At 62.9% G+C, this 24389-nt stretch carries 21 protein-coding genes and 1 pseudogene; 9 read left to right on the forward strand and 13 right to left on the reverse strand.

Annotation, left to right across the window (positions count from 1 at the left end):
- Window positions 1-9: 9 nt before the first annotated feature.
- From AC1DVV_RS12390 to AC1DVV_RS12410, 5 genes are all read right to left on the reverse strand, one after another.
- Window positions 10-978, reverse strand: coding sequence for a hypothetical protein (locus AC1DVV_RS12390; protein ID WP_457279840.1), 969 nt, complete (start codon window positions 976-978; stop codon window positions 10-12).
- 119 nt (window positions 979-1097) lie between these two features.
- Entirely contained in the window at window positions 1098-2156 is a 1059-nt protein-coding gene (gene rtcA, locus AC1DVV_RS12395; protein ID WP_457279839.1) for an RNA 3'-terminal phosphate cyclase, read from the reverse strand.
- A gap of 19 nt (window positions 2157-2175) precedes the next feature.
- A complete protein-coding gene (locus AC1DVV_RS12400; protein ID WP_457279838.1) occupies window positions 2176-2817 on the reverse strand; it encodes a hypothetical protein in 642 nt (213 codons plus the stop codon).
- Entirely contained in the window at window positions 2804-4036 is a 1233-nt protein-coding gene (locus AC1DVV_RS12405) for an RtcB family protein (protein WP_457279837.1), read from the reverse strand. Before AC1DVV_RS12405 ends, AC1DVV_RS12400 begins: the two co-directional genes overlap by 14 nt.
- Window positions 4037-4644: 608 nt before the next feature.
- Entirely contained in the window at window positions 4645-6198 is a 1554-nt protein-coding gene (locus AC1DVV_RS12410) for a vWA domain-containing protein (RefSeq protein ID WP_457279836.1), read from the reverse strand.
- Between the two features lie 217 nt (window positions 6199-6415).
- Between AC1DVV_RS12410 and rtcR the strand changes: the two are divergent.
- Window positions 6416-7927 (forward strand): annotated as a pseudogene (rtcR, locus tag AC1DVV_RS12415) (RNA repair transcriptional activator RtcR); the annotation flags it as partial.
- 103 nt (window positions 7928-8030) lie between these two features.
- Here the strand turns inward: rtcR and AC1DVV_RS12420 are convergent.
- A complete protein-coding gene (locus AC1DVV_RS12420) occupies window positions 8031-8642 on the reverse strand; it encodes a helix-turn-helix domain-containing protein (protein WP_457279835.1) in 612 nt (203 codons plus the stop codon).
- Window positions 8643-8717: 75 nt separating this feature from the next.
- Here AC1DVV_RS12420 and AC1DVV_RS12425 point away from each other — a divergent pair, with 75 nt between their 5' ends.
- The 3 genes from AC1DVV_RS12425 (at window position 8718) to AC1DVV_RS12435 (ending at window position 12806) form a co-directional block, all read left to right on the forward strand.
- A complete protein-coding gene (locus AC1DVV_RS12425; RefSeq protein WP_477689167.1) occupies window positions 8718-9851 on the forward strand; it encodes an NAD(P)/FAD-dependent oxidoreductase in 1134 nt (377 codons plus the stop codon).
- Window positions 9852-9914: 63 nt separating this feature from the next.
- A complete protein-coding gene (locus AC1DVV_RS12430) occupies window positions 9915-10913 on the forward strand; it encodes a Bug family tripartite tricarboxylate transporter substrate binding protein (protein ID WP_457279833.1) in 999 nt (332 codons plus the stop codon).
- Window positions 10914-11288: 375 nt separating this feature from the next.
- Entirely contained in the window at window positions 11289-12806 is a 1518-nt protein-coding gene (locus tag AC1DVV_RS12435) for an amidase (protein ID WP_477665501.1), read from the forward strand.
- A gap of 65 nt (window positions 12807-12871) precedes the next feature.
- Here AC1DVV_RS12435 and AC1DVV_RS12440 read toward each other — a convergent pair whose 3' ends face one another.
- Window positions 12872-14230, reverse strand: coding sequence for a glycerate kinase type-2 family protein (locus AC1DVV_RS12440; protein ID WP_477665500.1), 1359 nt, complete (start codon window positions 14228-14230; stop codon window positions 12872-12874).
- Between the two features lie 133 nt (window positions 14231-14363).
- Between AC1DVV_RS12440 and AC1DVV_RS12445 the strand changes: the two genes are divergently transcribed.
- Entirely contained in the window at window positions 14364-14699 is a 336-nt protein-coding gene (locus tag AC1DVV_RS12445; RefSeq protein ID WP_457279830.1) for a DMT family transporter, read from the forward strand.
- An 89-nt stretch (window positions 14700-14788) separates the two neighbouring features.
- Here AC1DVV_RS12445 and AC1DVV_RS12450 read toward each other — a convergent pair whose 3' ends face one another.
- Both AC1DVV_RS12450 and AC1DVV_RS12455 read right to left on the reverse strand, forming a co-directional pair.
- Complete coding sequence (locus AC1DVV_RS12450; protein ID WP_477665499.1) at window positions 14789-15769, reverse strand: tripartite tricarboxylate transporter substrate binding protein; 981 nt, start codon at window positions 15767-15769, stop codon at window positions 14789-14791.
- Between the two features lie 79 nt (window positions 15770-15848).
- Window positions 15849-16937, reverse strand: a complete 1089-nt coding sequence (locus AC1DVV_RS12455) for a tartrate dehydrogenase (protein ID WP_477665498.1) — start codon at window positions 16935-16937, stop codon at window positions 15849-15851.
- 101 nt (window positions 16938-17038) lie between these two features.
- Between AC1DVV_RS12455 and AC1DVV_RS12460 the strand changes: the two genes are divergently transcribed.
- Window positions 17039-17974 (forward strand): LysR family transcriptional regulator, encoded by a 936-nt coding sequence (locus AC1DVV_RS12460; protein WP_477701794.1) that lies wholly within the window; start codon window positions 17039-17041, stop codon window positions 17972-17974.
- A gap of 12 nt (window positions 17975-17986) precedes the next feature.
- On the opposite strand, the gene AC1DVV_RS12465 is transcribed toward AC1DVV_RS12460, so the two are convergent.
- Both AC1DVV_RS12465 and xdhC read right to left on the reverse strand, forming a co-directional pair.
- Window positions 17987-19216 carry a urate hydroxylase PuuD gene (locus tag AC1DVV_RS12465; RefSeq protein WP_477701795.1) on the reverse strand — a complete coding sequence of 410 codons (1230 nt, stop codon included), beginning with the start codon at window positions 19214-19216 and terminating at the stop codon, window positions 17987-17989.
- Between the two features lie 202 nt (window positions 19217-19418).
- Window positions 19419-20255: a xanthine dehydrogenase accessory protein XdhC gene (gene xdhC / locus AC1DVV_RS12470; protein ID WP_477701796.1), complete on the reverse strand. Its 837-nt coding sequence runs from the start codon at window positions 20253-20255 to the stop codon at window positions 19419-19421.
- Window positions 20256-20425: 170 nt separating this feature from the next.
- Here xdhC and AC1DVV_RS12475 point away from each other — a divergent pair, with 170 nt between their 5' ends.
- Window positions 20426-20941 (forward strand): hypothetical protein, encoded by a 516-nt coding sequence (locus AC1DVV_RS12475; RefSeq protein WP_457279824.1) that lies wholly within the window; start codon window positions 20426-20428, stop codon window positions 20939-20941.
- A 153-nt stretch (window positions 20942-21094) separates the two neighbouring features.
- Here AC1DVV_RS12475 and AC1DVV_RS12480 read toward each other — a convergent pair whose 3' ends face one another.
- Window positions 21095-22144 (reverse strand): tripartite tricarboxylate transporter substrate binding protein, encoded by a 1050-nt coding sequence (locus AC1DVV_RS12480; protein ID WP_457279823.1) that lies wholly within the window; start codon window positions 22142-22144, stop codon window positions 21095-21097.
- 84 nt (window positions 22145-22228) lie between these two features.
- Window positions 22229-22582, reverse strand: coding sequence for a hydroxyisourate hydrolase (uraH, locus tag AC1DVV_RS12485; protein ID WP_477701797.1), 354 nt, complete (start codon window positions 22580-22582; stop codon window positions 22229-22231).
- A 197-nt stretch (window positions 22583-22779) separates the two neighbouring features.
- On the opposite strand from uraH, the gene AC1DVV_RS12490 reads away from it, so the two are divergent.
- The gene (locus AC1DVV_RS12490; protein ID WP_457279821.1) at window positions 22780-23445 is read left to right on the forward strand and encodes a GntR family transcriptional regulator; all 666 of its coding nucleotides are present in this window, start codon (window positions 22780-22782) and stop codon (window positions 23443-23445) included.
- An 8-nt stretch (window positions 23446-23453) separates the two neighbouring features.
- A complete protein-coding gene (puuE, locus tag AC1DVV_RS12495; protein WP_477665492.1) occupies window positions 23454-24389 on the forward strand; it encodes an allantoinase PuuE in 936 nt (311 codons plus the stop codon).

Raw genomic sequence — 24389 nt, forward strand, 5'->3', positions numbered from 1 at the left:
GGGCGCCACTCACATGGCAAGGTTCAGATCCACTTCCAGGCCTGCCCGCTTCATTTCACGTGCCAGCAGCAGCCGCCACAATCCGGCCTCGTCGACCGAAATGCTTGTAGCGCCTTTCAGGACATCCGGCAAGGCGTCGTCTTCGGACAGCAGGCAGGCAATGCGGTTACGGCCGAGCGCGGCCAGCATGAACCCGATGGCCAGCATGGCCGCTGGCGCATCGGATTTGTTGCCCGGCAGGAGCAGCAAAAACGCCACATTGCGCAGCCCCTCCAGCTGGTCGATGGTGACGGCGTCGAGTATCGCCGCCTCCAGCCCCAGCTGCTCCATGAACTGGCACGCGTCGCCCACGGCATCTCCGCCCAGGCCCAGGATGGCCACGCGAGAACCGGACACGGCTTGCGGCGCGGTGGCGGAAGAGAGATCGGTCTTGGACATGGGCATCCTCGTTGGAATGGAAGGTGAAGGTGTGGAGATCTGCTCCGGTTCCGGCTCCGGTTCCGGTTCCGGTGCTGGTTCCGGTGCTGGTGCTGGTGCTGGTGGGGGCGGTGGTGGGGGCGGTGGCACCGGTTTCGCCTCCGCAACCGGCTCCACTATCGGCGCTGCAGTGCCATCGAGGTAGTCGCTCAGCAGCTTCTTGGCCGCATTCACGCGCATGATGGCCAGATCGATCCCTTGCCTGACTTTTTGCTGGCGTTCGTCGTCCGTGAAGCGGTCGCCGAAAGTCTTGTCCAGCAGAAAATCCTGTATCGCGACGGCAAACTGCCGGTATTCGGGCGTGCCCACGCCAAAGCTGTCGGCCAGGGTGGTGTTGACTTTCTTTTGCAGGGACTCCACGCTCGAATCCCAGCCGGTTTGCGTCACCGATATTTTGAAGGCCCGCAGAATCTTGATCTGCCGATTGACCTTTTCGATCGCGTTCTCGATCTGGGCTTTATCGGGGGCGCCGGATGGTAGTGTATTTTTGCCGTTGGACATGCAGGTTCCTCATGCGACCAGCCCATACTGTAAGGCTTCTCTGGTTCCGGACTCAACACCAGCAACGTCCCGCAGTTTTCATATTGGCATGCATCGGCCAGGAATGACCCAGCCATTCATCACATCTGCAGCGAAATCACCGTTCCGCCACCGCATGGCTCGCATGAGAACTTCACAGGCAGGAAGGCTTCGATGGTCCGCGCATTGGTGCGGGTGTGCTCGGTCAGCTCCGTCGCCCAATAGCGACCCATCCGACCCTGCAGGCCCGCCAGTGCCATGGGAATCATCAGCTGGTCTGCCAGGTGCGGGCCTACCGGCGCCTCGTGTGCCTGGTAATCCTTCACTTCCTGCAGCACACGGCGGGCAACCTGCTCGGCACTCACGCTCTTTTCGCCATAGGCAGCAAAGACCTCGGTGATGTTTTCATAGCGCAGGACAGCCAGCAGCGCATTGCCCGGCCCTTCGTTGCTGCGCAGCCCGCGGTCGCGCAGGCAGTCTTCCTGCCAGCCAAGCCCCTTGCGCAACACGTCCAGCTCACGCTCGGCCACACCTCTCGGCAGGCCGGCGTGCAGACATTCGGCGTATGCCTCTACCAACGCGCCACGTTCCATGAGGTGAATGGCCGAAAAGCCGTGCGCGGGCGGGTTCAGGCGCACGCGCGCCTCCCCGCCTCCCGCCGGGTAGAAACCGTGGCGGCGCAGTTCAATGTCAAACAGTGCCTCGCCGCTGCCGGCGAAATAAGGCGCCAGCGCGGTCAGAAAGGAACACGACGGCGCCATCGGGTTGTGCGTGCCGCCGCTGAGCAGCAGCGTCGAAGCCGCCTCGGCCTGCAGTAGCGGCCACAGCACGGTCTGCAGCACCAGCATGCAGCTGCCTGCCGAGCCGACCGCAAATTCGTAGTCGCCCGCGCGCACCTCACCTGGCGTGAACAGCAACGTGGTTTCGCCAATCTGCACGGCCTGACCGGTGGCATTGACGGCAGAAGTCTCATCGCCGCCGCCGCCCACAGCCACAGCCGCGTTCACGCAGGCCAGGTGCTGGCGCATCAGGCCGGGCTTGGGCCGCTTCGCACGGATGTTGTTCATGCGAAACGGCTTGCCCGTGACCAAGCTGAGCGCCAGAGCCGTGCGCAGAATCTGCCCGCCGCCTTCGCCTTGCGAGCCATCGAGTTCAATCATTGTTTTTCTTCTTTCATCATCAGTCAGTTGCGCTGGCGGCAAGCACGCTCAAGGTCCGGTTAACAGGGTTCCACACCGTCAGGCACCAAATGCCCCACCACTCTTTTCCCGCTTCAAAATAGTTACTCCATTGGCTGCGCGATGGTTCAAGATCAGGATCACCAACCCAGTCGATCACCTCAGGAAGATGGCCCGGGATCAAACCTAAAATTTGACACCACCGATCAAACAGCGCCTTCGCGTCAGCATCTTTCATGAAACCGTAAGGTGGGTCACTAAAACTCAAAAACAAACAAGGCGCACCGGCTGGATGCGCCGCGCAGGAAAAGAGGTCCTGTACTTTTTCCACCGGCAAAATTTCCGGACTCGCAGCGGCACAGTCGTAGTCGAGCTGATGAAAATTCGACGCACTAAATTGCGGAAATTTTTTGATGGCCTCCTGGTGGTTTACCAACCATCGCTCCCGTACGTCCGCGAACAGCAGCTCCAGCGCGCACCGATGCAGCGCCGCAGAAGGATCAATGCCTTTCTCCAGCGTGTAAACAGCAAAATCAAATACGCAGCCTGCTTCGGCAAGTTTTGCCCGAAGAGCCGTCAGGGCAGGACCGGACAATGCCTGCAGAGCGTTGTCCTTTTGCCCCCCTCCCTCAACCTTTGACACACACCACCTGCTTGAGCGTGTAAACCACTTCCACCAGATCACTCTGGGCCAGCATCACGGCGTCAATGTCCTTGTAGGCCATCGGGATCTCGTCGATCACCTCCGCGTCCTTGCGGCATTCCACGCCTTCGGTAGCCTTGATCTGGTCGTCCACCGTAAACAGCTTTTTGGCCTGCGTACGGCTCATGGTGCGACCTGCTCCGTGGCTGCAGCTCATGAAGCTGTCCGGGTTACCCTTGCCGCGCACGATGAAACTCTTGGCGCCCATGCTGCCTGGAATGATCCCGAGCTCTCCCGCCTTGGCGCTCACGGCACCCTTGCGGGTCACAAACACCTCTTGCCCAAAGTGCGTTTCCTTCTGCACATAGTTGTGGTGGCAGTTCACCGCCTCCAGGTGCGTCTCGAAGGGCTTGCTGATCACTTTGCGCAGCGCGCCAATGGCGGCCTGCATCATCACCTCGCGGTTCAGGCGCGCAAATTTTTGCGCCCAGCCCACACCGCGCACATAGTCGCCAAAGTACTGCGAACCTTCTTCGAGGTAGGCCAGGTCCTTGTCGGGCAGGTTGCGCTGGTGCAGCTCGGCGTCTTTCTTCGCGAGCTCGATGAAGTGCGTACCGATGGCGTTACCCACCCCGCGCGAACCACTGTGCAGCATGATCCACACCCCGCCGCCTTCGTCGAGGCACACCTCGACAAAGTGGTTGCCGCCACCCAGCGTTCCCATGTGGCGGTGGTTGTTGGTGTTCTTCAGGCGTGGGTAGTCCAGGCAGATTGCCTCGAACTCTTCGACCAGCTGGCCCCAGGCCGCATCTGCCGCGCTGGGCGGATTCGTCCAGGCGCCGACTTCTCGCACTGAACCATTCCTGCGATAGGTCTTGGGCGCCGAGCCGTGCGGCACGGCTTTTTCGATCTCCGAGCGCAGCGGACCCAGGTTGTCAGGCAGGTCTTCGGCGCGCAGCGTGGTTTTGCAGGCCATCATGCCGCAGCCGATATCCACGCCCACCGCAGCTGGAATGATCGCCTTGAAGGTCGGGATCACGCTGCCGATGGTCGCGCCCAGGCCGTAATGCACGTCGGGCATCACGGCCACGTGCTTGAACACAATGGGCAGGCGGGCGGAGTTTTCCAACTGCTTCAGGGCCTGGGCTTCCACCGGTACGCCGTTGGTCCACATCTTGACCGGCACACCGCCGGTGACTTCATGTTGTTGGTAGTTCATTGTTTTTCTTCCTTTTTCAATAAAAACGGATGACTAGAGCTTGTGAAATGAAATTCCGCCACTTGTTGCCAAGCTGGGGCTTGAACCCAGACCCCGCGCCTTTCAGCGCGAGAGCGTTTGCACGCCGCGTCTACCTGTAATTTCACGGGCATTCATCCAAAACCTTTTGATCACCAGCAGCAACAAAATTGTTGAAATGGATACGTGCTCTACCAGACTGAGCTACGGTGCTGCAATGGGCTCGGGCACAAGCCCATTGCAGCACCGGCGGGATTCGAACCCGCGACCTCGGCATTAACAGTGCTGTAATTCCAACCGCATTTGCCGCCGGCAATCAAAACTTTTTGCTCTCTCTTCAAGAACTTTCAAAAACACGACAAGGATCGGTGAGATTTTCATGTGCATTCAGTTTCCTGTGATGCACATGGCCAGAGTCGAACCGGCTATATCCAATGTAATCCCGCCAGCATTCGTGCTTTTGAAAACCCTCTTGCCAATCTTTAAAAAAGGCCCCCGCCTGAGGACTAACAGTTGTGTGATAGAAACAGTTTGGATGTAATCACACCGGCATTCCTCAGGCGACGACGCTCAACACATCGAGTCATGGCTTACAAAGCCAGCTCGTCTATCAATCCGACCCAGTGGTCGGCTCCCAACGCCCCCGCGGCAAACAAAGCCAGTACCTTGAACACTTCATCGGTAAAACCGCCGATGTTCAGGATGTCAGGCCGTTCAAGCGCCTGCGTATGGGCGTAAGGCTGGATGTCGATACACACCAACCTGGCTTGCGGGTTGCGCTGCTTGAACACTTCCCATTCACGCAAGGTTTGCGTCGCACCGGCACGCTTGCTATCCACCCATGACTCGTTGTCCGACACCAGCACCACCAGGTCTGCCTTGGCCTTACCGGCGTTCAACAGGGCCAACGGCGCCGAGCAGTTGGTTCCGCCACCGCCCACGGCAGCCAGTTTCTCCGCATTGGTCATCACCGAGTCACGCGGGTTCAACGACAAGTTGACGACTTTCTGCTCAAACGGCAGCACCATGGTTGCCGGGTTCTTGCGCAGCAGAGCCGCAGCCACCAGGGCCGCCACGTCAATACAACGCACCGCACTGGTTGCAGAACCACGGTGTCCAGACACCGCCGAGCTCATGGAGCCCGACACATCAGGACACACCACCACCTTACCCACCAGAGCGGGCACGTTCTTCAACGCGATTTCCATCGCGTCTTGCAATGCTTCACGTACCTGCAGAGGAACGGTTTCATCCGTCGCTTTGTAGGCAGCCATCAACTGGTAGGGCAACACGCGGGCCTTCTCAATGCTCTGCACATCACGCAGTTTGGCGGCAATGGCCTTTTCAGCCTTGGTCGTACCAAACACACCGTGGCGCGCAAAGGTGTTGAGGTTCTGTCGAACCATCTGCCACGAGCCGTTCTTGGCAATCTGGGTCCACTGGTTGGTGGTCAGGTTCAACGCGGTCAGCATCTGAAAAGGCACATCGGGTGCCGCACCGCAGCGGTCCTTTTTGTAGGCTTCAAAAGCACGCGTCGCCTCGGGCAACTGGCTCACGTCAAAGTCACGGCCAATCAACCAGGCAAACCACGCGGCGCGCCAGGCCTCAGCCGGTTTTGGGTGAACCATCTTCACGACGTCGGCCAATGACGGGCTGTTACCCACGCTGGCGTTCAGCAGCTGCTTCTCGCTTGCATTGCACAACCAGGCCTGCACCAACTTCTTGGGACGCGAACCCATTGACTTACGGCCCACACGGCCGCTACGCAGAATTTGCACCACGTTACGCAGCATCTTGCCGTTGTCCACGACGCGAGGAAACGCCTTGGCAAACAGTGCCACATCGCGGGTCGCCAGCGAGGCCAACAGCAGCGCCGGCATGTCTTTCATATGGCCGCGCTCACGGGCATAGATGGCGGTTTTGGCCACGAAGCCCGCATCCACCTGCGCAGCCAGCTCCAGCACTTTGTCCAGTTGCTCGGCAGCACCGGCGTAGTAAACATTGTTCAGGCAACCGGTGACGGCCAACTGCACCAGCGCATGCCGAGGTGCCAGAGCATAAGCCACACCACCCGCCTCGTTGACAGTGGTGGAAGCAGACGGGAAAGCGCCTTTGCTGTTTTGAAATAGTTGAGTGTTTGCCATGTTCTTGTTCCTTGTTTGCATTCACCGTTGTGGTGACGAACTATGTATTGCAGGCAGCGTGCCAACTCTTCAAAACTTTTTCTCCATCACCGTAGATCATTGATTTAATTGAGTATTTTTCATAAAAATCAAAAAATAACCGGTTCATCTTCACTCATCTCTCCTATTTTTTTAGCTTTAAAGCTAGTACATTAGAAATATGAAGAAGAAAGTGGTGATGGGTTTCCTGGGTACCCAACTGGATTCGGGCCTGAGTGCTTCCCGTTGGGAGAAATGGCGGCCGACGGTGTCGATCGCACAGCATGAGGACCTGATCGTCGACCGGCTGGAGCTGATGCACGACGTGCGCAACAAGGCGCTGGCCGAAAGGGTGCGCGAAGACGTGGTTCAGCTCTCGCCCGGCACCGAGGTTCGCCTGGTCGAGATGAACCTGGCCAACCCCTGGGATTTCGGCGAGGTCTATGGCGCGCTGTATGACTGGATGCGTGCCTACGCCTTCGACACCGAGCGCGAAGAGTACTGGGCGCACATCACCACCGGCACCCATGTAGCGCAGATCTGCCTGTTCCTGCTGGTCGAGGCGCGCTTCATTCCCGGCGTTCTGTTGCAGACGGCGCCGCCCAGGGGCCGGCAAGGCCAGGGTGTGGGCAGCTATGAACTGATTGACTTGGACCTCTCGCGGTATGACGCGATCAACACGCGGCTTGCGGTGGCGCAGCAAGATGCAGTGTCCTTCCTCAAAAGCGGCATCGCCACACGCAACCCCCGCTTCAACAAGTTGATCGAGGAAATCGAACACATCGCCGTCCAGAGCAAGGCGCCCATCCTGCTGACCGGACCGACCGGCGCGGGCAAGTCGATGCTGGCGCGGCGCATCTTCGAGCTCAAAAAGTCACGCCACCAGGTCAGCGGCAGCTTTGTCGACGTGAACTGCGCGACGCTGCACGGCGACGGTGCAGGCTCCACGCTGTTCGGCCACAAGAAGGGAGCGTTCACCGGGGCGGCCAATGACCGTCCCGGCCTGCTGCGCACCGCCGACAAGGGCGTGCTGTTTCTCGACGAGATTGGCGAGCTGGGCCTGGACGAGCAGGCCATGCTGCTCAAGGCCGTGGAAGAAAAGCGCTTCCTGCCCGTAGGCGCCGACAAAGAAGTCGAAAGCAGCTTCCAGCTGATCGCCGGCACCAACAAGGACTTGCGTCTGGAAGTCGCCCGCGGGCGCTTCCGCGAGGACCTTTTTGCACGTATCAATCTGTGGACTTACACCCTGCCCGGCCTCAGCCAGCGCCGGGAGGATATCGAGCCCAACATGGACCACCAGCTCATGCTCGCATCCGAAGATCTGGGCAGAAAAACCCGCATGACCGCCGAAGCCCGCGCAGCCTACCTGCGATTTACACAATCGGGCGAGGCCATCTGGGCTGGCAATTTTCGGGACTTGAGCGCATCCATCACCCGCCTTGCCACGCTGGGCGACAACGGCCGCATCGGCGCGAGCCTGGTGGAGGCCGAGATCGCGCGGCTACGCTGGCAATGGCAGGCCACAGAACAGGAAGCCAGCGGCGGCGCTGCCTCACTCGCCGAATTAATGGGAGGCGCCGCGGACACACTCGATTACTTTGAACAGCTACAGCTTCAAGCCGTGATTGAGGTTTGCCGCAAAAGCGCTTCCCTCAGCGACGCCGGGCGGGTGCTCTTCAATGTCTCACGTACCCAGCGCAGCGTGGTGAACGATGCGGACCGGTTGCGCAAATATCTGCTGAAATTTGACCTGACCTGGGAGAAGCTGTCGACCTGAACCTGGGTACAAACCCGAGACACAAGGCCAGGCAGCCCTATTCGCTCATCACCACCAGCACCTGCGCATCGCTGCGGCCCAGCGAAAGGTAGATGTGGCCCACGCCACTGTCGAAATAGGCCGACTCATGGCGCCCCACTTCGATGATTTCGCCGGTCTCGAACTCGATGCGCACACGGCCCGACAGCACGATTACGAACTCCTGCCCTGCGTGGCGAATGAAGTCGGGGAACTGGCTGCGGCTGCGCGCCACGATGCGGCCGTGCATCGGCGTCATGCGCTTGCCCGGAAAGCCGGCGGCCAGCGCGCCGTAGTCATAGTTGCCAGAGCTGTAGGCTGGCGCACCGCCCGCCTCGGACCAGACCACCACCGGCTTTGCAGCGCCGGGGGCCGGCGCCGCGGCCCGCGCGTCCAGCAGTTGCCCCACGTCCAGCGACAGCGCCCGCGCCACGGCGGCCAGCTTTTCATAGCTGACCGAAATCTGGCCCAACTCCATCTTGGACAGCGTGGACAGCGCGACGCCGGAACGGCCGGACAGGTCCTTGAGCGTCAGCCGCCGCACCTTGCGGTGCCCGCGCAGGCTCAGACCGAGCCGCACCCGGTCCGCCTCGGGGGCGGCGGCAGGGTTGCGGGCGGGGCGTGCAGGCATGGTGTTTTCCCTTTTTTCGAAAAATCCCGGTAAATGGGCTGGACAGGCACGATTCTCGCATGTGAGAATTCTCAAATGAGAGAATTTGACATCCTGATCTTCGGCGCCGGCATTGCGGGCGCATCTTTGGCCTGGCGCCTGGCCGGGCAACGCAGCGTTGCGCTCGTCGAACGTGAATCCCAGCCGGGGTTTCACTCCACCGGCCGGTCGGCGGCCATGTTCATGGAAACCTATGGCCCGCCCATGGTGCGGGCACTGACGCGTGCCAGCCGCGGGTTTTACGAACGGCCGCCGGAAGGGTTTCACCCGGCGCTGATACAGCCCCGGGGCGTGCTTTACCTTGCCACGCACGGCCAGGAAAAAGAACTGGCGCACACCCGCCAGGAACTGTCCGCAAGCTGCCCCGGCCTGGTGACGCTGGACGCCGACACCACGCTGGCCCATGTGCCCTGCCTGCGGCCCGATGTGGTGCACGGCGCGCTGTACGACGCAGGCGCGCAGGACATGGATGTGCATGAACTGCATCAGGGCTTTCTGCGCGGCTTTCGCCAGAAGGCAGGCGCCGACGGAGAGCTGCGCACCGCCGCCACACTGACACAGGCCACGCATGACGGACAGCGCTGGGCCCTGCAATTCAGCGACGGCGAGACGCTGCGCGCCAAAACCGTGGTGAATGCCGCAGGCGCCTGGGCTGACGAGCTGGCCGCCATGTTTGGCGCGCAGCCCATCGGCCTGGTGCCGCACCGGCGCAGCGCCTTTACCTTCAAGGCGCCCGAGGGCATGGACGCCTCACACTGGCCCGCCGTGGTGGGTGTGGACGAAAGCTATTACTTCAAGCCCGATGCCGGGCAGCTGCTGGGCTCACCCGCCAATGCGGACCCGACGGTTCCGCACGACGTGGCTCCTGAAGAGCTGGACATTGCCATGGGTATCCACCAGATCGAAAGCGTGTCGACACTGACGATCCGCCGCCCTTCCAGCACCTGGGCCGGCCTGCGCTCTTTTGTACCCGACGGGGAAATGGTGATTGGCCACGACAACGCCTGCCCCGGTTTTTTCTGGCTCGCGGCGCAGGGCGGCTACGGCATCCAGAGCGCGGCCGGTGCAAGTGCGCTGGCCGATGCGCTGATCCGCCAGGCGGCGCTGCCTGAAGAGCTGCGCCAGCAAGGCGTTGAAGCCTCCAGGCTCGCACCGGCCCGTTTGCGTTAACTCTTGAGCCCGCCCCTTCGAATCACCCCCTTCCGATTGATCAAATTTTCAACGAGGCCTACCATGCAACACATGTCTTTCAAAGCAATGCGCCGCACGCTGGCCGCCAGCGCTGTCTTTTTTTGTGGACTTGCCGCCGTGGGCGGGCCCGCCCATGCGGCCGAGTTTCCTGAGCGGCCCGTCACACTGGTCGCACCCTTCCCAGCTGGCGGTGCGGCTGACGTGCTGGCGCGCATCCTTGGCAAAGCCCTGGGTGACCAGCTGGGCCAGCCCGTGGTGGTCGAAAACAAGCCGGGCGCCGGCACCGCCATAGGCGCCGCCGCAGTGGCCAACGCCAAGCCCGACGGCTATACCCTGCTCGTGAGCTCCAACTCCACCTTCACACTGAACCCGGCGCTGCAACCCAAGCTGTCTTATGACCCGGCCAAGGGCTTTGAGGCGATAGGCATGGTGGGCTCAGTGGCGCTGGCCATGCTGGTGAACCCGTCGGTCACGGCCGCCGACGTGCACCAGTTCGTGGCGGCGGCCAAGGCCAATCCGGACAAATACCTGTACGGCAGTTTCGGAAACGGCACCAGCTCCAACTTCGCCGGCGCGATGTTCAATACGGCCACGGGCCTGAAGATGACGCATGTGCCCTACAAAGGCTCCGGCCCCCTGATGACCGATCTGATCGGCGGCCAAATCCCGGTGTCTTTCGACACCGTGGTCGCCGCATCGCAGCAACTCAAGTCCGGAAAGATCCGCGTGCTGGCCGTGGCCATGAACAAGCGCTCGGCCCTGCTGCCGAATGTGCCGACCATGGCCGAGGCCGGCTACCCAGCCGTCGACATGAACGCCTGGCTGGCCGTGGTGGCGCCCAAGGGCCTGCCGGCGCCCGTCAAGGCACGGCTGGAAAAGGCCCTGGCCACGGTGATGGCCAGCACCGAAACACTGGACAAGCTCAAGGCCGCCGGCTTCGAACCCGGCTATACCGCGGTTCCCGACTGGTCCGGCTTGGTGACGGCCGAGATCGCGCGCATGAAGGCGCTGGCCGAACGCTCCCAGATCAAAACAGATTAGTCATGACGGCCCCCACGCTCGCCACTTCGTGTGCTTCGCTGCCCCCCCCGAGGGGGCGCGTTCCGCCTTGGGGCGGCCCGGCGGCGAGACCTGGCCCCCACGCTCGCCACTTCGTGTGCTTCGCTGCCCCCCCCCGAGGGGGCGCGTTCCGCCTTGGGGCGGCCCGGCGGCGAGACCTGGCCCCCACGCTCGCCACTTCGTGTGCTTCGCTGCCCCCCCGAGGGGGCGCGTTCCGCCTTGGGGCGGCCCGGCGGCGAGACCTGGCCCCCACGCTCGCCACTTCGTGTGCTTCGCTGCCCCCCCGAGGGGGCGCGTTCCGCCTTGGGGCGGCCCGGCGGCGGAACATGACCATTTCCTTCGACACAAGACATTGATATGCACTCCACCCTTCCAGACATCTCCGCCGTCGAACTCCGCAGCCTGATCGCCAGCCGCGAGGTATCGCCGGTGGAGCTGATGGACGCCTGCATAGACCGCATCGAACGCCTCAACCCCGCCATCAACGCGATCTGCGCGACCGACTTCACGCGTGCGCGCGAGGGTGCACGCGAAGCCGAAGCGCAAGTGATGCGCGGGGGGGCGCTGGGCCCTTTGCACGGACTGCCGCTGGGGGTGAAGGATCTGCAGGACACCGCGGGCCTGCTCACCACCTACGGCAACATAGGACTTCGCGGCAACGTGCCGGCCAAAGACAACGCACTGGTGGCCAAACTGCGCGCGGCCGGCGCCATCGTCACGGCCAAGACCAATGTGCCCGACATGGGCGCCGGCGCCAACTCGCGCAACCCGGTGTGGGGCGCGACGGGCAACCCGTTCAACCCCACGCTCAACGCGGGCGGTTCTTCCGGCGGCTCGGCGGCGGCGCTGGCAGCCGGCATGCTGCCGATCTGCACCGGCTCCGACACCGGCGGCTCGCTGCGTATTCCGGCTTCGCTCTGTGGCGTGGTCGGCCTGCGGCCTTCGCCCGGGCTGGTGGCCAACGACGCCCGGCCCCTGGGCTGGTCTGTCATCTCCGTGCTGGGGCCGATGGGGCGCAACGTGGCCGATACGGCGCTGCTCTTTGCCGCCAGCGTGGGCGCGAACGCACGCGACCCGCTTTCCTACCCGGTGGATGCCTCCACGTTCTGGCCCTTGAAGCAGGTGGACCTTTCCACCTTGCGTGTGGGCACCACGGAAGACTTTGGCATGTGCATCGTGGACCCGGAAATCCGGCGCGTGTTCCGCCAGCGCGTGGAAGCCGTCCGGCCGCTGGTAGCGAGCTGCGAGCCGATAGACCTTGAATTGGGCGATGCCGACCGCGCCTTTGACACGCTGCGCGCAGAAAGTTTTGTAGCGGCATTCGCCGATACCTATCGCAACGCCCCCGAGACCCTGGGCCCGAATGTACGCGCCAACATGGAAATCGCGGCTGCCATCACGCTGGCGGACCGCGCCTGGGCGCACCTGGAACAAACACGCATTTCACGCCGCTTTGCCAAGGCTTTCGAGCAATACGACATCATCCTGGCGCCCGTCACGCCGGTCACACCCTTTCCCTGGACGGAGCTGTATGCCGGCAACATCGACGGCCAGGCCATGCGCAACTACTACCACTGGCTGGGCCTGACCTATGTGGTGACCCTGGCCACCAACCCGGCGCTCGCGCTGCCCTGCGGCAAAGACGAACACGGCATGCCCTTCGGACTGCAGGTGATTGGACGGCTGCACGCCGATGCGCAACTGCTGGCTGCATGCCAGGCGCTGGAACAGGTCTTTGAGGCCAGCGACACGCTGCGCAGGCCGCAACCCGATTTGCAAACTTTGCAGACGGCACGGCCGGAACTCAAATCCATCGTCACGCATCCGCCCGAAATCAGCGCGGCGCCCGGCACAGGTGGTTTGACAGCCGTGTGAGGCTTTTTTTCGCCTGTTTTATGTATCAAACAGGCCCGCAGCGCAGGTAGAACCTGCGCGAGCAGCTACAAAATCAATAGCACCCGGAAGTCATTGACGTTGGTATGTGTGGGCCCCGGAATGACCAGGCCACCCAGCGGCTCGAAGTAGCCGTAGGCGTCGTTGCGGTCCAGGTACTGGTCCAGCTTCATGCCTTTGGCCAGTGCGCACTGCAGTGTGTCGGGCGCTACATAGGCACCCGCGTTGTCTTCCACACCGTCGATGCCGTCGGTGTCTGCTGCCAGCGCATACACGCCCGGCTGGCCTTGCAGGGCCAGGGCCAGGCCCATGCAGAATTCGCCGGCACGGCCTCCGCGGCCGCGCGGCGTGCCTTCTGCTTGCTTGCGAACGGTCACTGTGGTTTCCCCGCCGCTCAGGATCACGCAGGGCTTGCTGAAGGGCTGCCCCTTGAGCGCCACGGCACGGGCCAGCGCCGCATGCACCTTGCCGACCTCGCGGGATTCACCTTCCATCTCGTCGCTCAGGATGTGCGCCTGCAAGCCGGCTGCGCGCGCCACTGCGGCGGCAGCCTCCAGGCTTTGCTGCGGCGTGGCGATCATGTGCACCTCATGGCCTTTGAAGACCGCGTCGCCCGGCTTGGGGGTTTCGAGTGCGCCCTGCTCCAGCAGGCTCATGATGGCGCCCGGCACTTCAATGCCGTAGCGCTGCAGGATGGCCACCGCCTCGGCGCAACTGGTGGCGTCGGGCACCGTCGGGCCGCTGGCGATGATGGACGGATCGTCTCCCGGCACATCGCTGATGGTCAGCGTCACCACACGCGCCGGCGCGCAGGCTGCGGCCAGGCGGCCGCCCTTGATGCGCGAGAGATGTTTGCGCACGCAGTTCATCTCGGAAATATTGGCGCCACTGTTGAGCAGCGCCTTGTTAATGCGCTGCTTGTCTTCCAGCGTCAGGCCTTCAGCCGGCAAGGTCAGCAACGCCGAGCCGCCCCCCGAGATCAGGCACAGCACCAGGTCGTTTTTACCCAGCCCCTGCACCATGGCCAGGATGCGCTGTGCAGCTTCCAGCCCTGCCGCATCCGGCACCGGGTGCGCGGCTTCGACAATCGCGATGCGCTGTTTCAGTCCCTCGGGGCGCGGCGGGATGTGGTGGTAGCGGGTCACGACCAGGCCTTCAAGCGGTGCGTCGGCGGGCCAAAGTGCCTCCACCGCCTGCGCCATGGAACCGCCGGCCTTGCCCGCACCGATCACGATGGTGCGTCCGCCGCTTTCGGGGGTGGGCGGTTTGGGCAGGTAGCGTGCGGTGTTCTCAAGCGGCAGCGCGCGCGCAACGGCGGCGGCGTACAGGTGCTCGAGGAACTGGCGCGGCTGGGTGGCGGCGTCCGGGATGGGCGTGCCGGGGGTAGGTGTCTTGGCTGCAGTCATTGAAATGTCTCCACCCCGGATTGTGCCGTGGTAACCGGGCAGTAACCCGGCAACGCGGGAGGGTTTGGGATTTCGCCGGAAAGGCAGCTTCCTAGAATGAGCCATCATCCACCGAAGCAGAAAGAAGAGCCTCATGAACGCTTACCTGGCCCTGGGCATTGCCATCGTTGCCGAAGTCATTGCCACCACGGCACTCAAGTCCAGCGACAGTTTCACGCGCCTGGTGCCCTCGTTGATCAGCATCGCGGGTTATGGCACCGCGCTGTATCTCCTCACGGTGACGATGAAGTCCATCCCCACCGGCGTGACCTACGCAATCTGGTCGGGCCTGGGCATTGTGCTGATCAGCATCACCAGTTTCTTCGTTCACCAGCAGAAGATTGACCTCTGGGGCATGGTGGGGATGGCGCTCATCATTGCCGGCGTGGTGGTGTTGAACCTTCTTTCCAACACCACCAGCCTCCACTGACGCCCCGGTCTTGCGGCCCTGACAGGACTTTCATCTCACGGCAAAGATCCGACATTGAAGTTGAAGCCATAACCGACCGGCGCCGGGAGCTACTTTTTCCCCAGGCCCAGGCGCTTCGCACCTTCGGTGTAGATACGGATGCGCTCCTTCATGAAGCCGTCCATCTGGTCCAGGCCCACGCTGACGAGTTCAAAGCCATTTTTGGCGGCGAGTTCCTTCATCTCGGGGTCGTTGTTCAGCACGGCCCACATGTCGGACAAGCGCCTGCGCGCCTCCAGCGGGGTGGATTTGGGCACGCCAATGCCGCGGTAGGCGCCGTCCACCCAGTCCACACCGAGCTCCCTGAAGGTGGGCACGTCGGGCATCATCGGGTGGCGTTTTTCCATGGCGACTGCCAGCGGGCGCACCCTGCCCTTGTTGCCGATGGCAAACGGCGTGTAGGTCATCGCACCGTCGACCTGCGAGCCGATCACGGCCATCGACATGTCGCCCGTACCCTTGTAGGGCACGTAGGTGCTCTTGACGCCGAAGGCAGCGTTGAGCCGCTCATGCGCCGCATGGTTGGCGGAGTTCAGCCCCGAGCCGCCCAGGTTCAGCTTGCCGGGGTCTTTTTTGGCTGCGGCGATGAAGTCTGCAAACGTTTTGATCGGGCTTTTCTCGGGCACCACCAGCACGTCGGGGGTGTAGTGAAACCAGAACACCGGCACGATGTCGGCAGTCTTGTACTGCACCTCGCCCTCGATGGGCTGGAACACGATGTGCGGCAGGTTGATGCCCACTACATTGAGGCCGTCGCCCGGCAGGCTGTTCATCTGGCCCCACATCAGGCCGCCGCCGGCGCCCGCCTTGTACTGGATGATGGTGTCGACGGCCGGGCATTTTTTCTTGAGCACGACCTGCTGGTGGCGCGCCGACAGGTCCGACTCACCACCCGGTGGAAAGGCCTGCCAGTACAGCACGTTCCTGTCGGGGCACACCACACCCGCTGCGGGCGCGGCAGTCTGCGCCATCGCGGCGGGCACTGCGACCATGCAGAAAATGCCTATCCACTTTTTCACTTCAACTTTCATGGTGTGTCTCCTGAATGTTTCTGAAGCGGAAAACTCGCCGTCATGCGTAGCCTGGTTGCACCGGCTTTCACTGAAAGGCTCAAGCGGCCTGCAGTAGTCGCTGCCTGCCGACCTCTGCACAGACGGCCTCGGTGACCTGCGCCGTGGTAGCGCTTCCGCCCAGGTCGCGCGTATGCAGGGCGACGTTCGCGGTCGCCTTTTCAATCGCCGCCATCAACACCGCGGCCGCACCGGTTTCGCCCAGGTGCTCCAGCAGCATGACACAACTCCAGAAAGTGCCAATAGGGTTCGCCAGGCCTTTTCCCATGATGTCGAAGGCCGAGCCGTGAATCGGCTCGAACATGCTCGGAAAGCGGCGCTCGGGGTCGATGTTGCCGGTCGGTGCAATGCCCAGGCTGCCAGCCAGTGCAGCGGCCAGGTCGCTCAGGATATCGGCGTGCAGGTTGGTGGCGACCACGGTGTCGAGCGATGCGGGGCGATTGACCATGCGGGCAGTGCAGGCGTCGACCAGTTCCTTGTCCCAGGTCACGTCCGGAAACTCCCGGCTGATCTGCAGCGCGATCTCGTCCCACATCACCATGGCATGGCGCTGGGCGTTGGACTTGGTGACCACGGTCAGCAGCTTGCGCGGGCGGGACTGGGCGAGCCTGAAGGCAAAGCGCATGATGCGTTCAACACCGGCGCGGGTCATCATCGACACATCGGTGGCCACTTCGATCGGGTGGCCCTGGTGGGCGCGCCCGCCTACGCCTGAGTACTCGCCTTCGGAGTTCTCGCGCACGATCACCCAATTGAGCTGCTCCGGTGTGCAGCGCTTGAGCGGCGCGTCGATGCCGGGCAGGATGCGCGTGGGCCGCACATTGGCGTACTGGTCAAAGCCCTGGCAGATTTTGAGGCGCAAGCCCCAGAGCGTGATGTGATCGGGGATGTGCGGGTCGCCGGCCGAGCCAAACAGGATGGCGTCTTTGTCGCGCAGCGCGTCCAGGCCATCCTCCGGCATCATCATGCCGTGCCGGCGATAGTAGTCGCCGCCCCAATCGAAAGCACTGAAGCTGAAGGCGAAACTCTTTTGTGCCGCGGCCAGGGCCTGCAGCACCTGCTGGCCGGCCGGTATGACTTCCTTGCCAATGCCGTCGCCGGGGATGCAGGCGATCTTGTAGGTCTTCATGTTGGTTCCTCTGTTTTCTCGGTTGTGATCTGCTCACTGTAGCGATTGGCACAGGCAATAAAACCTCTTAAAGTAAGATCACTGTTAACTACAGGTTATGAATGAATCCGGTCAATACAGCCCCCTCGGAGATGGCTTTTTTCAGCCTGCTGGCGCGCTACGGCAGCCTGTCGGCCACGGCGCGCGAGCTCGGCGTCAGCACAGCAGCCATCAGCAAACGGCTCTCACAGATGGAGGCCAGGCTGGGGGTGCAGTTGCTGAGCCGCACCACGCGGCGCGCCAGCCTCACGCAGGAAGGCGAGATTTACCTCACGCACGCGCGCCGCATCCTCGCCGACATTGACGACATGGAGCAGCAGGTGTCCAGTGCCGTGGCGGCGCCCAAGGGCCTGCTGCGCGTGAACGCCACCATAGGCTTCGGCCGCAGCCATGTGGCGCCGCTGATCTCGCGTTTCGTGAAAGCCCATCCTGAGGTGGAAGTGCAGTTGCAGCTCACGGTCAATCCGCCGCCGCTGACTGAAGACGCCTTCGATGTTTGTGTCCGTTTCGGTGAACCGCCGGACGCCCGCGTGATTGCGCGGCTGATCGCGCCAAATCGCCGCCTGCTCTGCGCTTCACCGGCCTATCTGGCCCGCCACGGCACGCCCAGGGTGCCGCACGACCTGGCGCAGCACAACTGCATCGGCATACGCCAGGGCGACGAGGCCTACGGCATGTGGCGCCTGGCGTCCGGCAAGCACACGCAGGCCATCAAGGTGCACGGCAACCTCAGCACCAGCGACGGCGAGATTGCGGTGAACTGGGCGCTCGATGGCCACGGTATTTTGATGCGCGCCGAATGGGACATCGCCAAATACCTGCGCAGCGGCAGGCTGGTGCAGGTGCTCGAGAACTACCGCACACCGGCAGCCGACATCCATGCGGTGTACCCGGCCCGCCACCAGCATTCGGTGCGGGTCAGGGCTTTTGTGGATTTCCTGGCCCAGCACTTCGGCAAGCCGTCCACACGCGCTGCGGGGCTGGCGGGCAACTGGTAAGGCTTGCCCGGCTTACTGTGTTTTGGCGCCCGCATCGAACCACTGCCTGATCGCCTGCCGCTCGGCCTCGGTGATGCCCGTGGCATTGTTCATGGGCATCAGCCGCGTGACCACCGCCTGCTGGTAGACCTGCGTCGCGTGGCGCGCCAATGCCTCGGGCGAATCAAGCCGCACGTTTTTCATCTGCACCTGCGCACCGTGGCACAGGTAGCAGCGCTGGGCCATGATGGCCTGCACTTGTTGAAAGCTGTTTTGGCTTGCAGCGCCCACTGGTTGTGCGCCACCAGCTACTGAATTGATAGCACCCACAGCGACAGGAGGTTTCATCCAGACGATCACGGCGGCGATGACAGCCACGCCCACCAGCGCATACGGCAACGGGTGTCGGTTGCGGCCCAGCTTGTAGCCGTGGCGCAGCACAAAGAACTGGCGGATGGCCGCACCGGCCAGCATCATCAAAATCAGCACCAGCCAGTTCTGCGGGTGGCTCCAGGTGAAGCTGTAGTGGTTGCTGAGCATGGCGAACAGCACCGGCAGCGTGAAGTAGGTGTTGTGCACGCTGCGCTGTTTGCCGCGCTGGCCGTGCACCGCATCGACCGGCTCGCCGGCCTTGATGGCGGCCACCACCTTGCGCTGGCCGGGGATGATCCAGAAGAACACATTGGCGCTCATGGCGGTGGCCATCATGGCGCCCACCAGCAGGAAGGCAGCGCGCCCGGCGAACCAGTGGCAGGCCAGCCACGAGGCTGCGCACACCAGCACCGCGACCAACGCGCCGACGATGGCGTCTCCGTTTTTCTTGCGCCCGAACAGCTGGCAGATGCCGTCGTACAGCATCCAGAAAATTACAAAGAAGGACAGCGCCACCGCACCGGCCGCACCGGGCGACCAGTTCATCAGCGATTTGTCGACGAGGTAGGTGCCGGCGTTCCACAGATAGGAAATCGTGAACAGCGCAAAGCCCGACAGCCAGGTGCTGTAGCTTTCCCAGTAAAACCAGTGCAGGTGGGCCGGCAGCTGCGGCGGCTTGACGGCAAATTTGACGGGGTGGTAAAAACCGCCGCCGTGCACCGCCCAGAGCTCGCCGCTCACGCCCTGCTTTTTGAGGTCTTCATCCTCGGGCGGCGTGAGGCTGCTGTCGAGAAAGACAAAATAAAACGAGGAACCCACCCAGGCGATGGCGGTGATGACATGGACCCAGCGCAGCAGCAGGTTGGCCCAGTCGAGAAGGTAGTTTTCCATATCTCTCAACCTATGCAGCACGCGAGGGCGCTGCCTTGTGCAACCTGCTCACCACTGCGGGCGCTGTAAGCAGAAAACGTGGCCGCGAACAAAAGAAGCTGGCGCCAACTTGAAGTTAGCTCCGGCTTCCCGGCTCCGCTGCGGCCTGACGCGCCAAGTTTATAGAGTTTGGCTTCAGCTCCGAAAAATTTCTGCGCCGCGCTCAACCCGCGTTGATGGTTTGCAACAGCTGGGCCGCTACCGCCACGGCGATGACTTCTGGCTCCTTGCCGGTAATGCCGGGCACGCCGATGGGGCACGTCACTTGCGCCAGCTCGCCCGCGGCGAAGCCTCGAGCTTCCAGGCGGTGGCGGAATACCGCCCATTTGGTCTTGCTCCCGATCAAGCCGATGTAGGGTAAATCGGATTTCTCTCGCTGGCGCAGCAGGCAGGCGGCCACGATGTCCAGGTCTTCCGCGTGGCTGAAGCTCATGATGAGCACACGGGACTGCGGCGCCAGGCCAGGCACGGCGGCTTGTACGGGATCGGAATGTTCGGCCATCACGCGCGGCGGCACGCTGGCGGGAAACACGCCATCGCGGCTGTCTATCCAGGTGAGTGAAAACGGCAAGGGCGCGAGCACCCGCACCAGCGCGTGGCCGACGTGGCCGCCGCCGAACAGCGCCACCGGCGTCAGCGCGGCCTGGCCCAGCCGCAAGGCGAGCGCCTGTATGTCACCCACGCTGACGCACTCAAAGCGAAGCTCCACCACGCCGCCGCAGCATTGGCCCAGCGACGGGCCCAGCGCTACGCGCAGTGTTGTCGCCTGACGCCCGGCGGCATCACCCGCGAGCAACGCACGCGCCTTGGCGATGGCGTCGTATTCCAGGTGGCCGCCGCCTATCGTGCCCACCAGCGCATCGGGAAAGACGGCCATCCAGGTTCCCGCCTCGCGAGGCACCGAGCCCTGCGCCTCTGCCACCTCCACCAGCACCGCCGGCGCCGAGGCCAGGCGGGCCAGGAAGTCTTCAAGTTGCAGACTGGAGACACTGGAAACCATTGGTGACGACTTGACAGGTGGGTGGACAAAATATTGGGCAAAATGCCTTGAACGCCACCTTAGCACCACCTTGGCCCCTGGCAGCTACGGGGCGTGATAGCAGGTATACACAGAATTCAATGAGCCGGCCGCTCAAAAACCCGGCAAAGGCAAGCACGATGAGACAAGACATGTCCGACTCCACACCGCGCCGCTTCTGGCTGGTGGCCCTGCTTTCTGCAGCCGGTGCAGCAGTGGTGAGCGCCTGCAAGACCGCGCCGGAACCCGCAGCACCGACATCGAAGGCCCCGGAACCCTCTTCCCCGGTGATCGGGCCGATCGCGGGGCCGCAAGGTTCCGCCAGAAGTTCGGGGGCGTCCACACCGCGCGCCTACCGGGAAGACGGCGCCACGCACATCTACGGCCTCAATTCCGACCGTATCTACAAAGGCCGCATGCCACCGCTGCTGTATGCCGTGGGTGTGCTGAATGTGGAAATCGACAGGGTCGGCCGCGTCACCCGCCTGGACTGGATGCGCGCACCGCGCCATGCACCCGAAGTGATAGCGGAGATCGAACGCACCATCCAGCAGGCGTCCCCCTTCCCGGCGCCTACGCGCATGGGCAAGGTGGTCTACACCGACACCTGGCTTTGGCACAAGAGCGGCAAATTCCAGCTCGACACCCTTACTGAGGGACAGGACTAGAACTCCGCCGACAAAGGGCAGAAGCACGAGAAGAAGGCGATGCGAAGCGAGCCGGCCATGCCAGCATGAGCCGCGGAACCGGCTTTGCCGGGCCGCAGGCGAGCGGCCCCCTCGGGGGGCAGGAAGCTACACGAAGTGAGCGACCGTGGGGGCCTATTCAATCTTCAGATTCTGCGTTTTAACGACGTTGCGCCAGGCGCGGTAGTCGGCTTCGATGAAGTGGCCGAGCAATGCGGGCGAGCCGGGTGCGGCCTCCACGGCGTCGGCCTTGAACCGCGCCACCACCTCGGGCAAAGCCACGACCTTGTTGATGGCCGCGTTCAGTGCATTGACGATGGTTGGCGGTGTACCGGTGGGTGCCATCAATGCGAAGTAATTGACAACGTCAATGCCCGCCAGGCCGGCTTCCGTCATGCTGGGCACGTCGGGCAAGGCACTTGAACGTTTGGCGCTTGTTACCGCCAGTGGCTTGATGCTGCCGTTTTTGATGAAAGGCAGCAGGGCCGGGATGGTGCCTGTGATCAGCTGGATCTGCCCGCCGATCATGTCCATGGTGGCGGGCGCCACACCGCGGTAAGGAATGTGCGTGATGAAGGTACCAGTACGGGCTTTCAGCAACTCAAGCACGAGGTGGTTGACACCGCCCGCCCCGGCCGAGCCGTAGTTCAGCGCGCCGGGCTTTTGCCGGGCCAGCGTGACCAGCTCTTTCATGGTGTTGGCCGGCAGCTTGGTGTTGGCCGCCCAAACCAGCGGTCCGCTGGCGATCATGCCCACCGGCGTGAACTGGCGCAGCGGGTCGTAATTGGCGCTGGGCAGGGAGGCCGCCACGGTGGTGAAGGGTGAGGCCACCAGCAGCAGCGTGTAGCCGTCGGCCGGGGACTGCGCCACATACTGCGTGCCTATAGCGCCGGAAGCGCCCGCACGGTTGTCCACCACAAAGGTGGCATTCATGGTTTCGCCGAGTTTTTGCGCAATCAGTCGTGCCATGGCGTCGGTGCCGGCGCCGGGGGCAAAAGGCACGACGATCTTGACGGCGCGCTCAGGATAGATGCCGGCGGGAACGGATGCGGCCGAGGCCGGTGAGCCGGCAGAACCCGCTGAAGGGCCTTGGGCCAATACGGCTGGAGCCACGAGGCTGGCGGCGGTGCCTGCGGACAGCAGCAGGGCCTGGCGGCGGCTCAGGGTCATTGGCTTGACATTCATGGAGGAGGAAGAAAGTTGCACAAACCGCTGATTGTCGCCGCCCCGGATGACGGCGCCATGACACGGGTCTGGCCTGGCACCCGCTCAGCTGCCGCGATAGGTGGAATAACTCCAGGGGCTGACCAGCAGGGGCACGTGGTAATGAAGGTGCGGATCGGCCACACCGAAGTCCAGCGTCACCTGGTCCAGGAAAGCCGGCTCGGGCAGTTTCACGCCGCGCGCCTTGAAGTAGGCCGCCACCTCGAACACGAGCCGGTAGGTGCCGGCTTTCAGATTAGCGCTGTCGTATAGCAGTCCATCGGGATTGCGCCCATCTTCATTGAGGATGAACTGCTTCACCAGCGTCGCCTGACCCGCATGCGTGGTGTAGAGCGACGCCTTCATGCCGCCTGCCGGCGTGCCGTGCATGGTGTCCAGTACATGTGTGCTCAAGCCCATGGTATTCCTTGGTAGTAGTTGAGGGAGCTGCTCAAAAAACCCTCCTGGCGTTGTTGCGCCACCTTGCCGTGCTGATAGCACTGTCTGCGGCGACGCGCCTGGCCAGGACCGCTTCGCTGGGTTTTTGAGCAGCTCTTGTTTTGATCCGGTTTACCAAAAGTGTATACACTTTTCAGCATTCCGGCTATTATCGACCGATGGAATCGTCAACCACCCACACCATCGTCGAAGCCCTGACCAAGGCTATTGTGGAGCACAGGCTGCATCCGGGCACCAAGCTGGCCGAGCAAAAACTGGCCGACCATTTCGGCGTCTCGCGCACACTGGTGCGGCAGGCACTGTTCCAGCTTTCGCAAAACCGCCTGATCCGCCTGGAACCGGCCCGCGGCGCTTTCGTGGCCGCGCCGTCCGTGATGGAAGCGCGGCAGGTGTTTGCCGTGCGCCGCATGCTCGAAGCCGAAATGACACGGGCCTTTGTGCGCGAAGTCACCCCCGCCAAAATCAAGGCACTGAAGGAACACGTCGCACGCGAAAAATCCGCGGTGGACCTCGGCGACGTTTCGGGCCGGACGGAGTTGCTGGGCGACTTTCATGTGCGCATGGCCGAGCTCATGGGCAATGAAGTGCTGGCCCAGATGCTGGGCGAGCTGACCTCGCGCTGCGCCCTCATTACCCTGATGTACCAGACAGCCAGTGCTGCTGAACACTCCAATGACGAGCACGCCGAAATCGTCAAGGCGCTGGCCGCCAGGAACGAAGCGCTGGCCGTACGCCTCATGAATGACCACCTGCTGCACGTCGAGAAGAGCCTCGCCTTTGACCGCAAGGTACCGACGAACGATATTTCCATGGCGCTGTCATGAGTACTGATATGAACACTGGCTACCCTAGAAATTTGGTCGGCTACGGCCGCAACCCGCCACAAGCCAACTGGCCGGGGCGGGCACGCATCGCCGTGCAGTTCGTCCTCAACTATGAAGAAGGCGGCGAAAACTCGGTGCTGCACGGCGACGCCGGCTCCGAACAGTTTTTGTCCGAGATGGCCAATCCACCCAGCTTTGCCGACCGGCACCTCAGCATGGAAGGCATCTACGAATACGGCTCGCGCGTGGGCGTATGGCGCATCCTGCGCGAGTTTGAAAAACGCAAGCTGCCGCTCACCGTTTTCGGCGTCGGCATGGCGCTGCAACGCCACCCCGAAGTCGCCGCGGCTTTCACCGAACTCGGCCACGAAATCGCCTGCCACGGCTGGCGCTGGATCAACTACCAGCAGATCGACGAGGCCACCGAGCGCGAACACATGCGCCTGGGCCTGGACGCCATTGAAAAACTCACCGGCACACGCCCGCTGGGCTGGTACACCGGACGCGACAGCCCCAACACGCGCCGGCTGGTGGCCGATGACGGCCGGCTCGAATACGACAGCGACTACTACGGCGACGACCTGCCCTTCTGGACTGAGGTGAAACGCACCGACGGTCAGGTCGTGCCGCGCCTGGTGGTGCCCTACACGCTGGACACCAACGACATGCGCTTTGCCCTCCCGCAGGGCTTCTCGCAGGCCGATGATTTTTTCATCTACCTGCGCGACAGCTTTGATGCGCTGTATGCCGAAGGCAGTGCGTCGCCCAAGATGCTGAGCGTCGGCATGCATTGCCGCCTGCTGGGTCGGCCGGGCCGCATCGTGGCGCTGCAGCGTTTTCTTGACCACGTGCAAAAGCATGAGCGCGTCTGGGTCTGCCGCCGCATCGATATTGCGCGCCACTGGCAGGCCAACCATCCTTACATGCCCCGGCAGGAAAGCTGA

It is taken from the genome of Polaromonas sp. P3_B4, assembly GCF_056402835.1.

What these genes read in the sequence shown, in the direction of transcription:
- AC1DVV_RS12455 (WP_477665498.1), bottom strand. Translation starts at nt 16,937, where the DNA reads ATGAAGACCTACAAGATCGCCTGCATCCCCGGCGACGGCATTGGCAAG.
- AC1DVV_RS12390 (WP_457279840.1), bottom strand. Translation starts at nt 978, where the DNA reads ATGTCCAACGGCAAAAATACACTACCATCCGGCGCCCCCGATAAAGCC.
- AC1DVV_RS12450 (WP_477665499.1), bottom strand. Translation starts at nt 15,769, where the DNA reads ATGAAAGTTGAAGTGAAAAAGTGGATAGGCATTTTCTGCATGGTCGCA.
- AC1DVV_RS12480 (WP_457279823.1), bottom strand. Translation starts at nt 22,144, where the DNA reads ATGAATGTCAAGCCAATGACCCTGAGCCGCCGCCAGGCCCTGCTGCTG.
- AC1DVV_RS12475 (WP_457279824.1), top strand. Translation starts at nt 20,426, where the DNA reads ATGTCCGACTCCACACCGCGCCGCTTCTGGCTGGTGGCCCTGCTTTCT.
- xdhC (WP_477701796.1), bottom strand. Translation starts at nt 20,255, where the DNA reads ATGGTTTCCAGTGTCTCCAGTCTGCAACTTGAAGACTTCCTGGCCCGC.
- AC1DVV_RS12440 (WP_477665500.1), bottom strand. Translation starts at nt 14,230, where the DNA reads ATGACTGCAGCCAAGACACCTACCCCCGGCACGCCCATCCCGGACGCC.
- AC1DVV_RS12410 (WP_457279836.1), bottom strand. Translation starts at nt 6,198, where the DNA reads ATGGCAAACACTCAACTATTTCAAAACAGCAAAGGCGCTTTCCCGTCT.
- AC1DVV_RS12490 (WP_457279821.1), top strand. Translation starts at nt 22,780, where the DNA reads ATGGAATCGTCAACCACCCACACCATCGTCGAAGCCCTGACCAAGGCT.
- AC1DVV_RS12445 (WP_457279830.1), top strand. Translation starts at nt 14,364, where the DNA reads ATGAACGCTTACCTGGCCCTGGGCATTGCCATCGTTGCCGAAGTCATT.
- puuE (WP_477665492.1), top strand. Translation starts at nt 23,454, where the DNA reads ATGAACACTGGCTACCCTAGAAATTTGGTCGGCTACGGCCGCAACCCG.
- AC1DVV_RS12465 (WP_477701795.1), bottom strand. Translation starts at nt 19,216, where the DNA reads ATGGAAAACTACCTTCTCGACTGGGCCAACCTGCTGCTGCGCTGGGTC.
- AC1DVV_RS12430 (WP_457279833.1), top strand. Translation starts at nt 9,915, where the DNA reads ATGCAACACATGTCTTTCAAAGCAATGCGCCGCACGCTGGCCGCCAGC.
- AC1DVV_RS12435 (WP_477665501.1), top strand. Translation starts at nt 11,289, where the DNA reads ATGCACTCCACCCTTCCAGACATCTCCGCCGTCGAACTCCGCAGCCTG.
- rtcA (WP_457279839.1), bottom strand. Translation starts at nt 2,156, where the DNA reads ATGATTGAACTCGATGGCTCGCAAGGCGAAGGCGGCGGGCAGATTCTG.
- AC1DVV_RS12405 (WP_457279837.1), bottom strand. Translation starts at nt 4,036, where the DNA reads ATGAACTACCAACAACATGAAGTCACCGGCGGTGTGCCGGTCAAGATG.
- uraH (WP_477701797.1), bottom strand. Translation starts at nt 22,582, where the DNA reads ATGGGCTTGAGCACACATGTACTGGACACCATGCACGGCACGCCGGCA.
- AC1DVV_RS12425 (WP_477689167.1), top strand. Translation starts at nt 8,718, where the DNA reads ATGAGAGAATTTGACATCCTGATCTTCGGCGCCGGCATTGCGGGCGCA.
- AC1DVV_RS12460 (WP_477701794.1), top strand. Translation starts at nt 17,039, where the DNA reads ATGAATCCGGTCAATACAGCCCCCTCGGAGATGGCTTTTTTCAGCCTG.
- AC1DVV_RS12420 (WP_457279835.1), bottom strand. Translation starts at nt 8,642, where the DNA reads ATGCCTGCACGCCCCGCCCGCAACCCTGCCGCCGCCCCCGAGGCGGAC.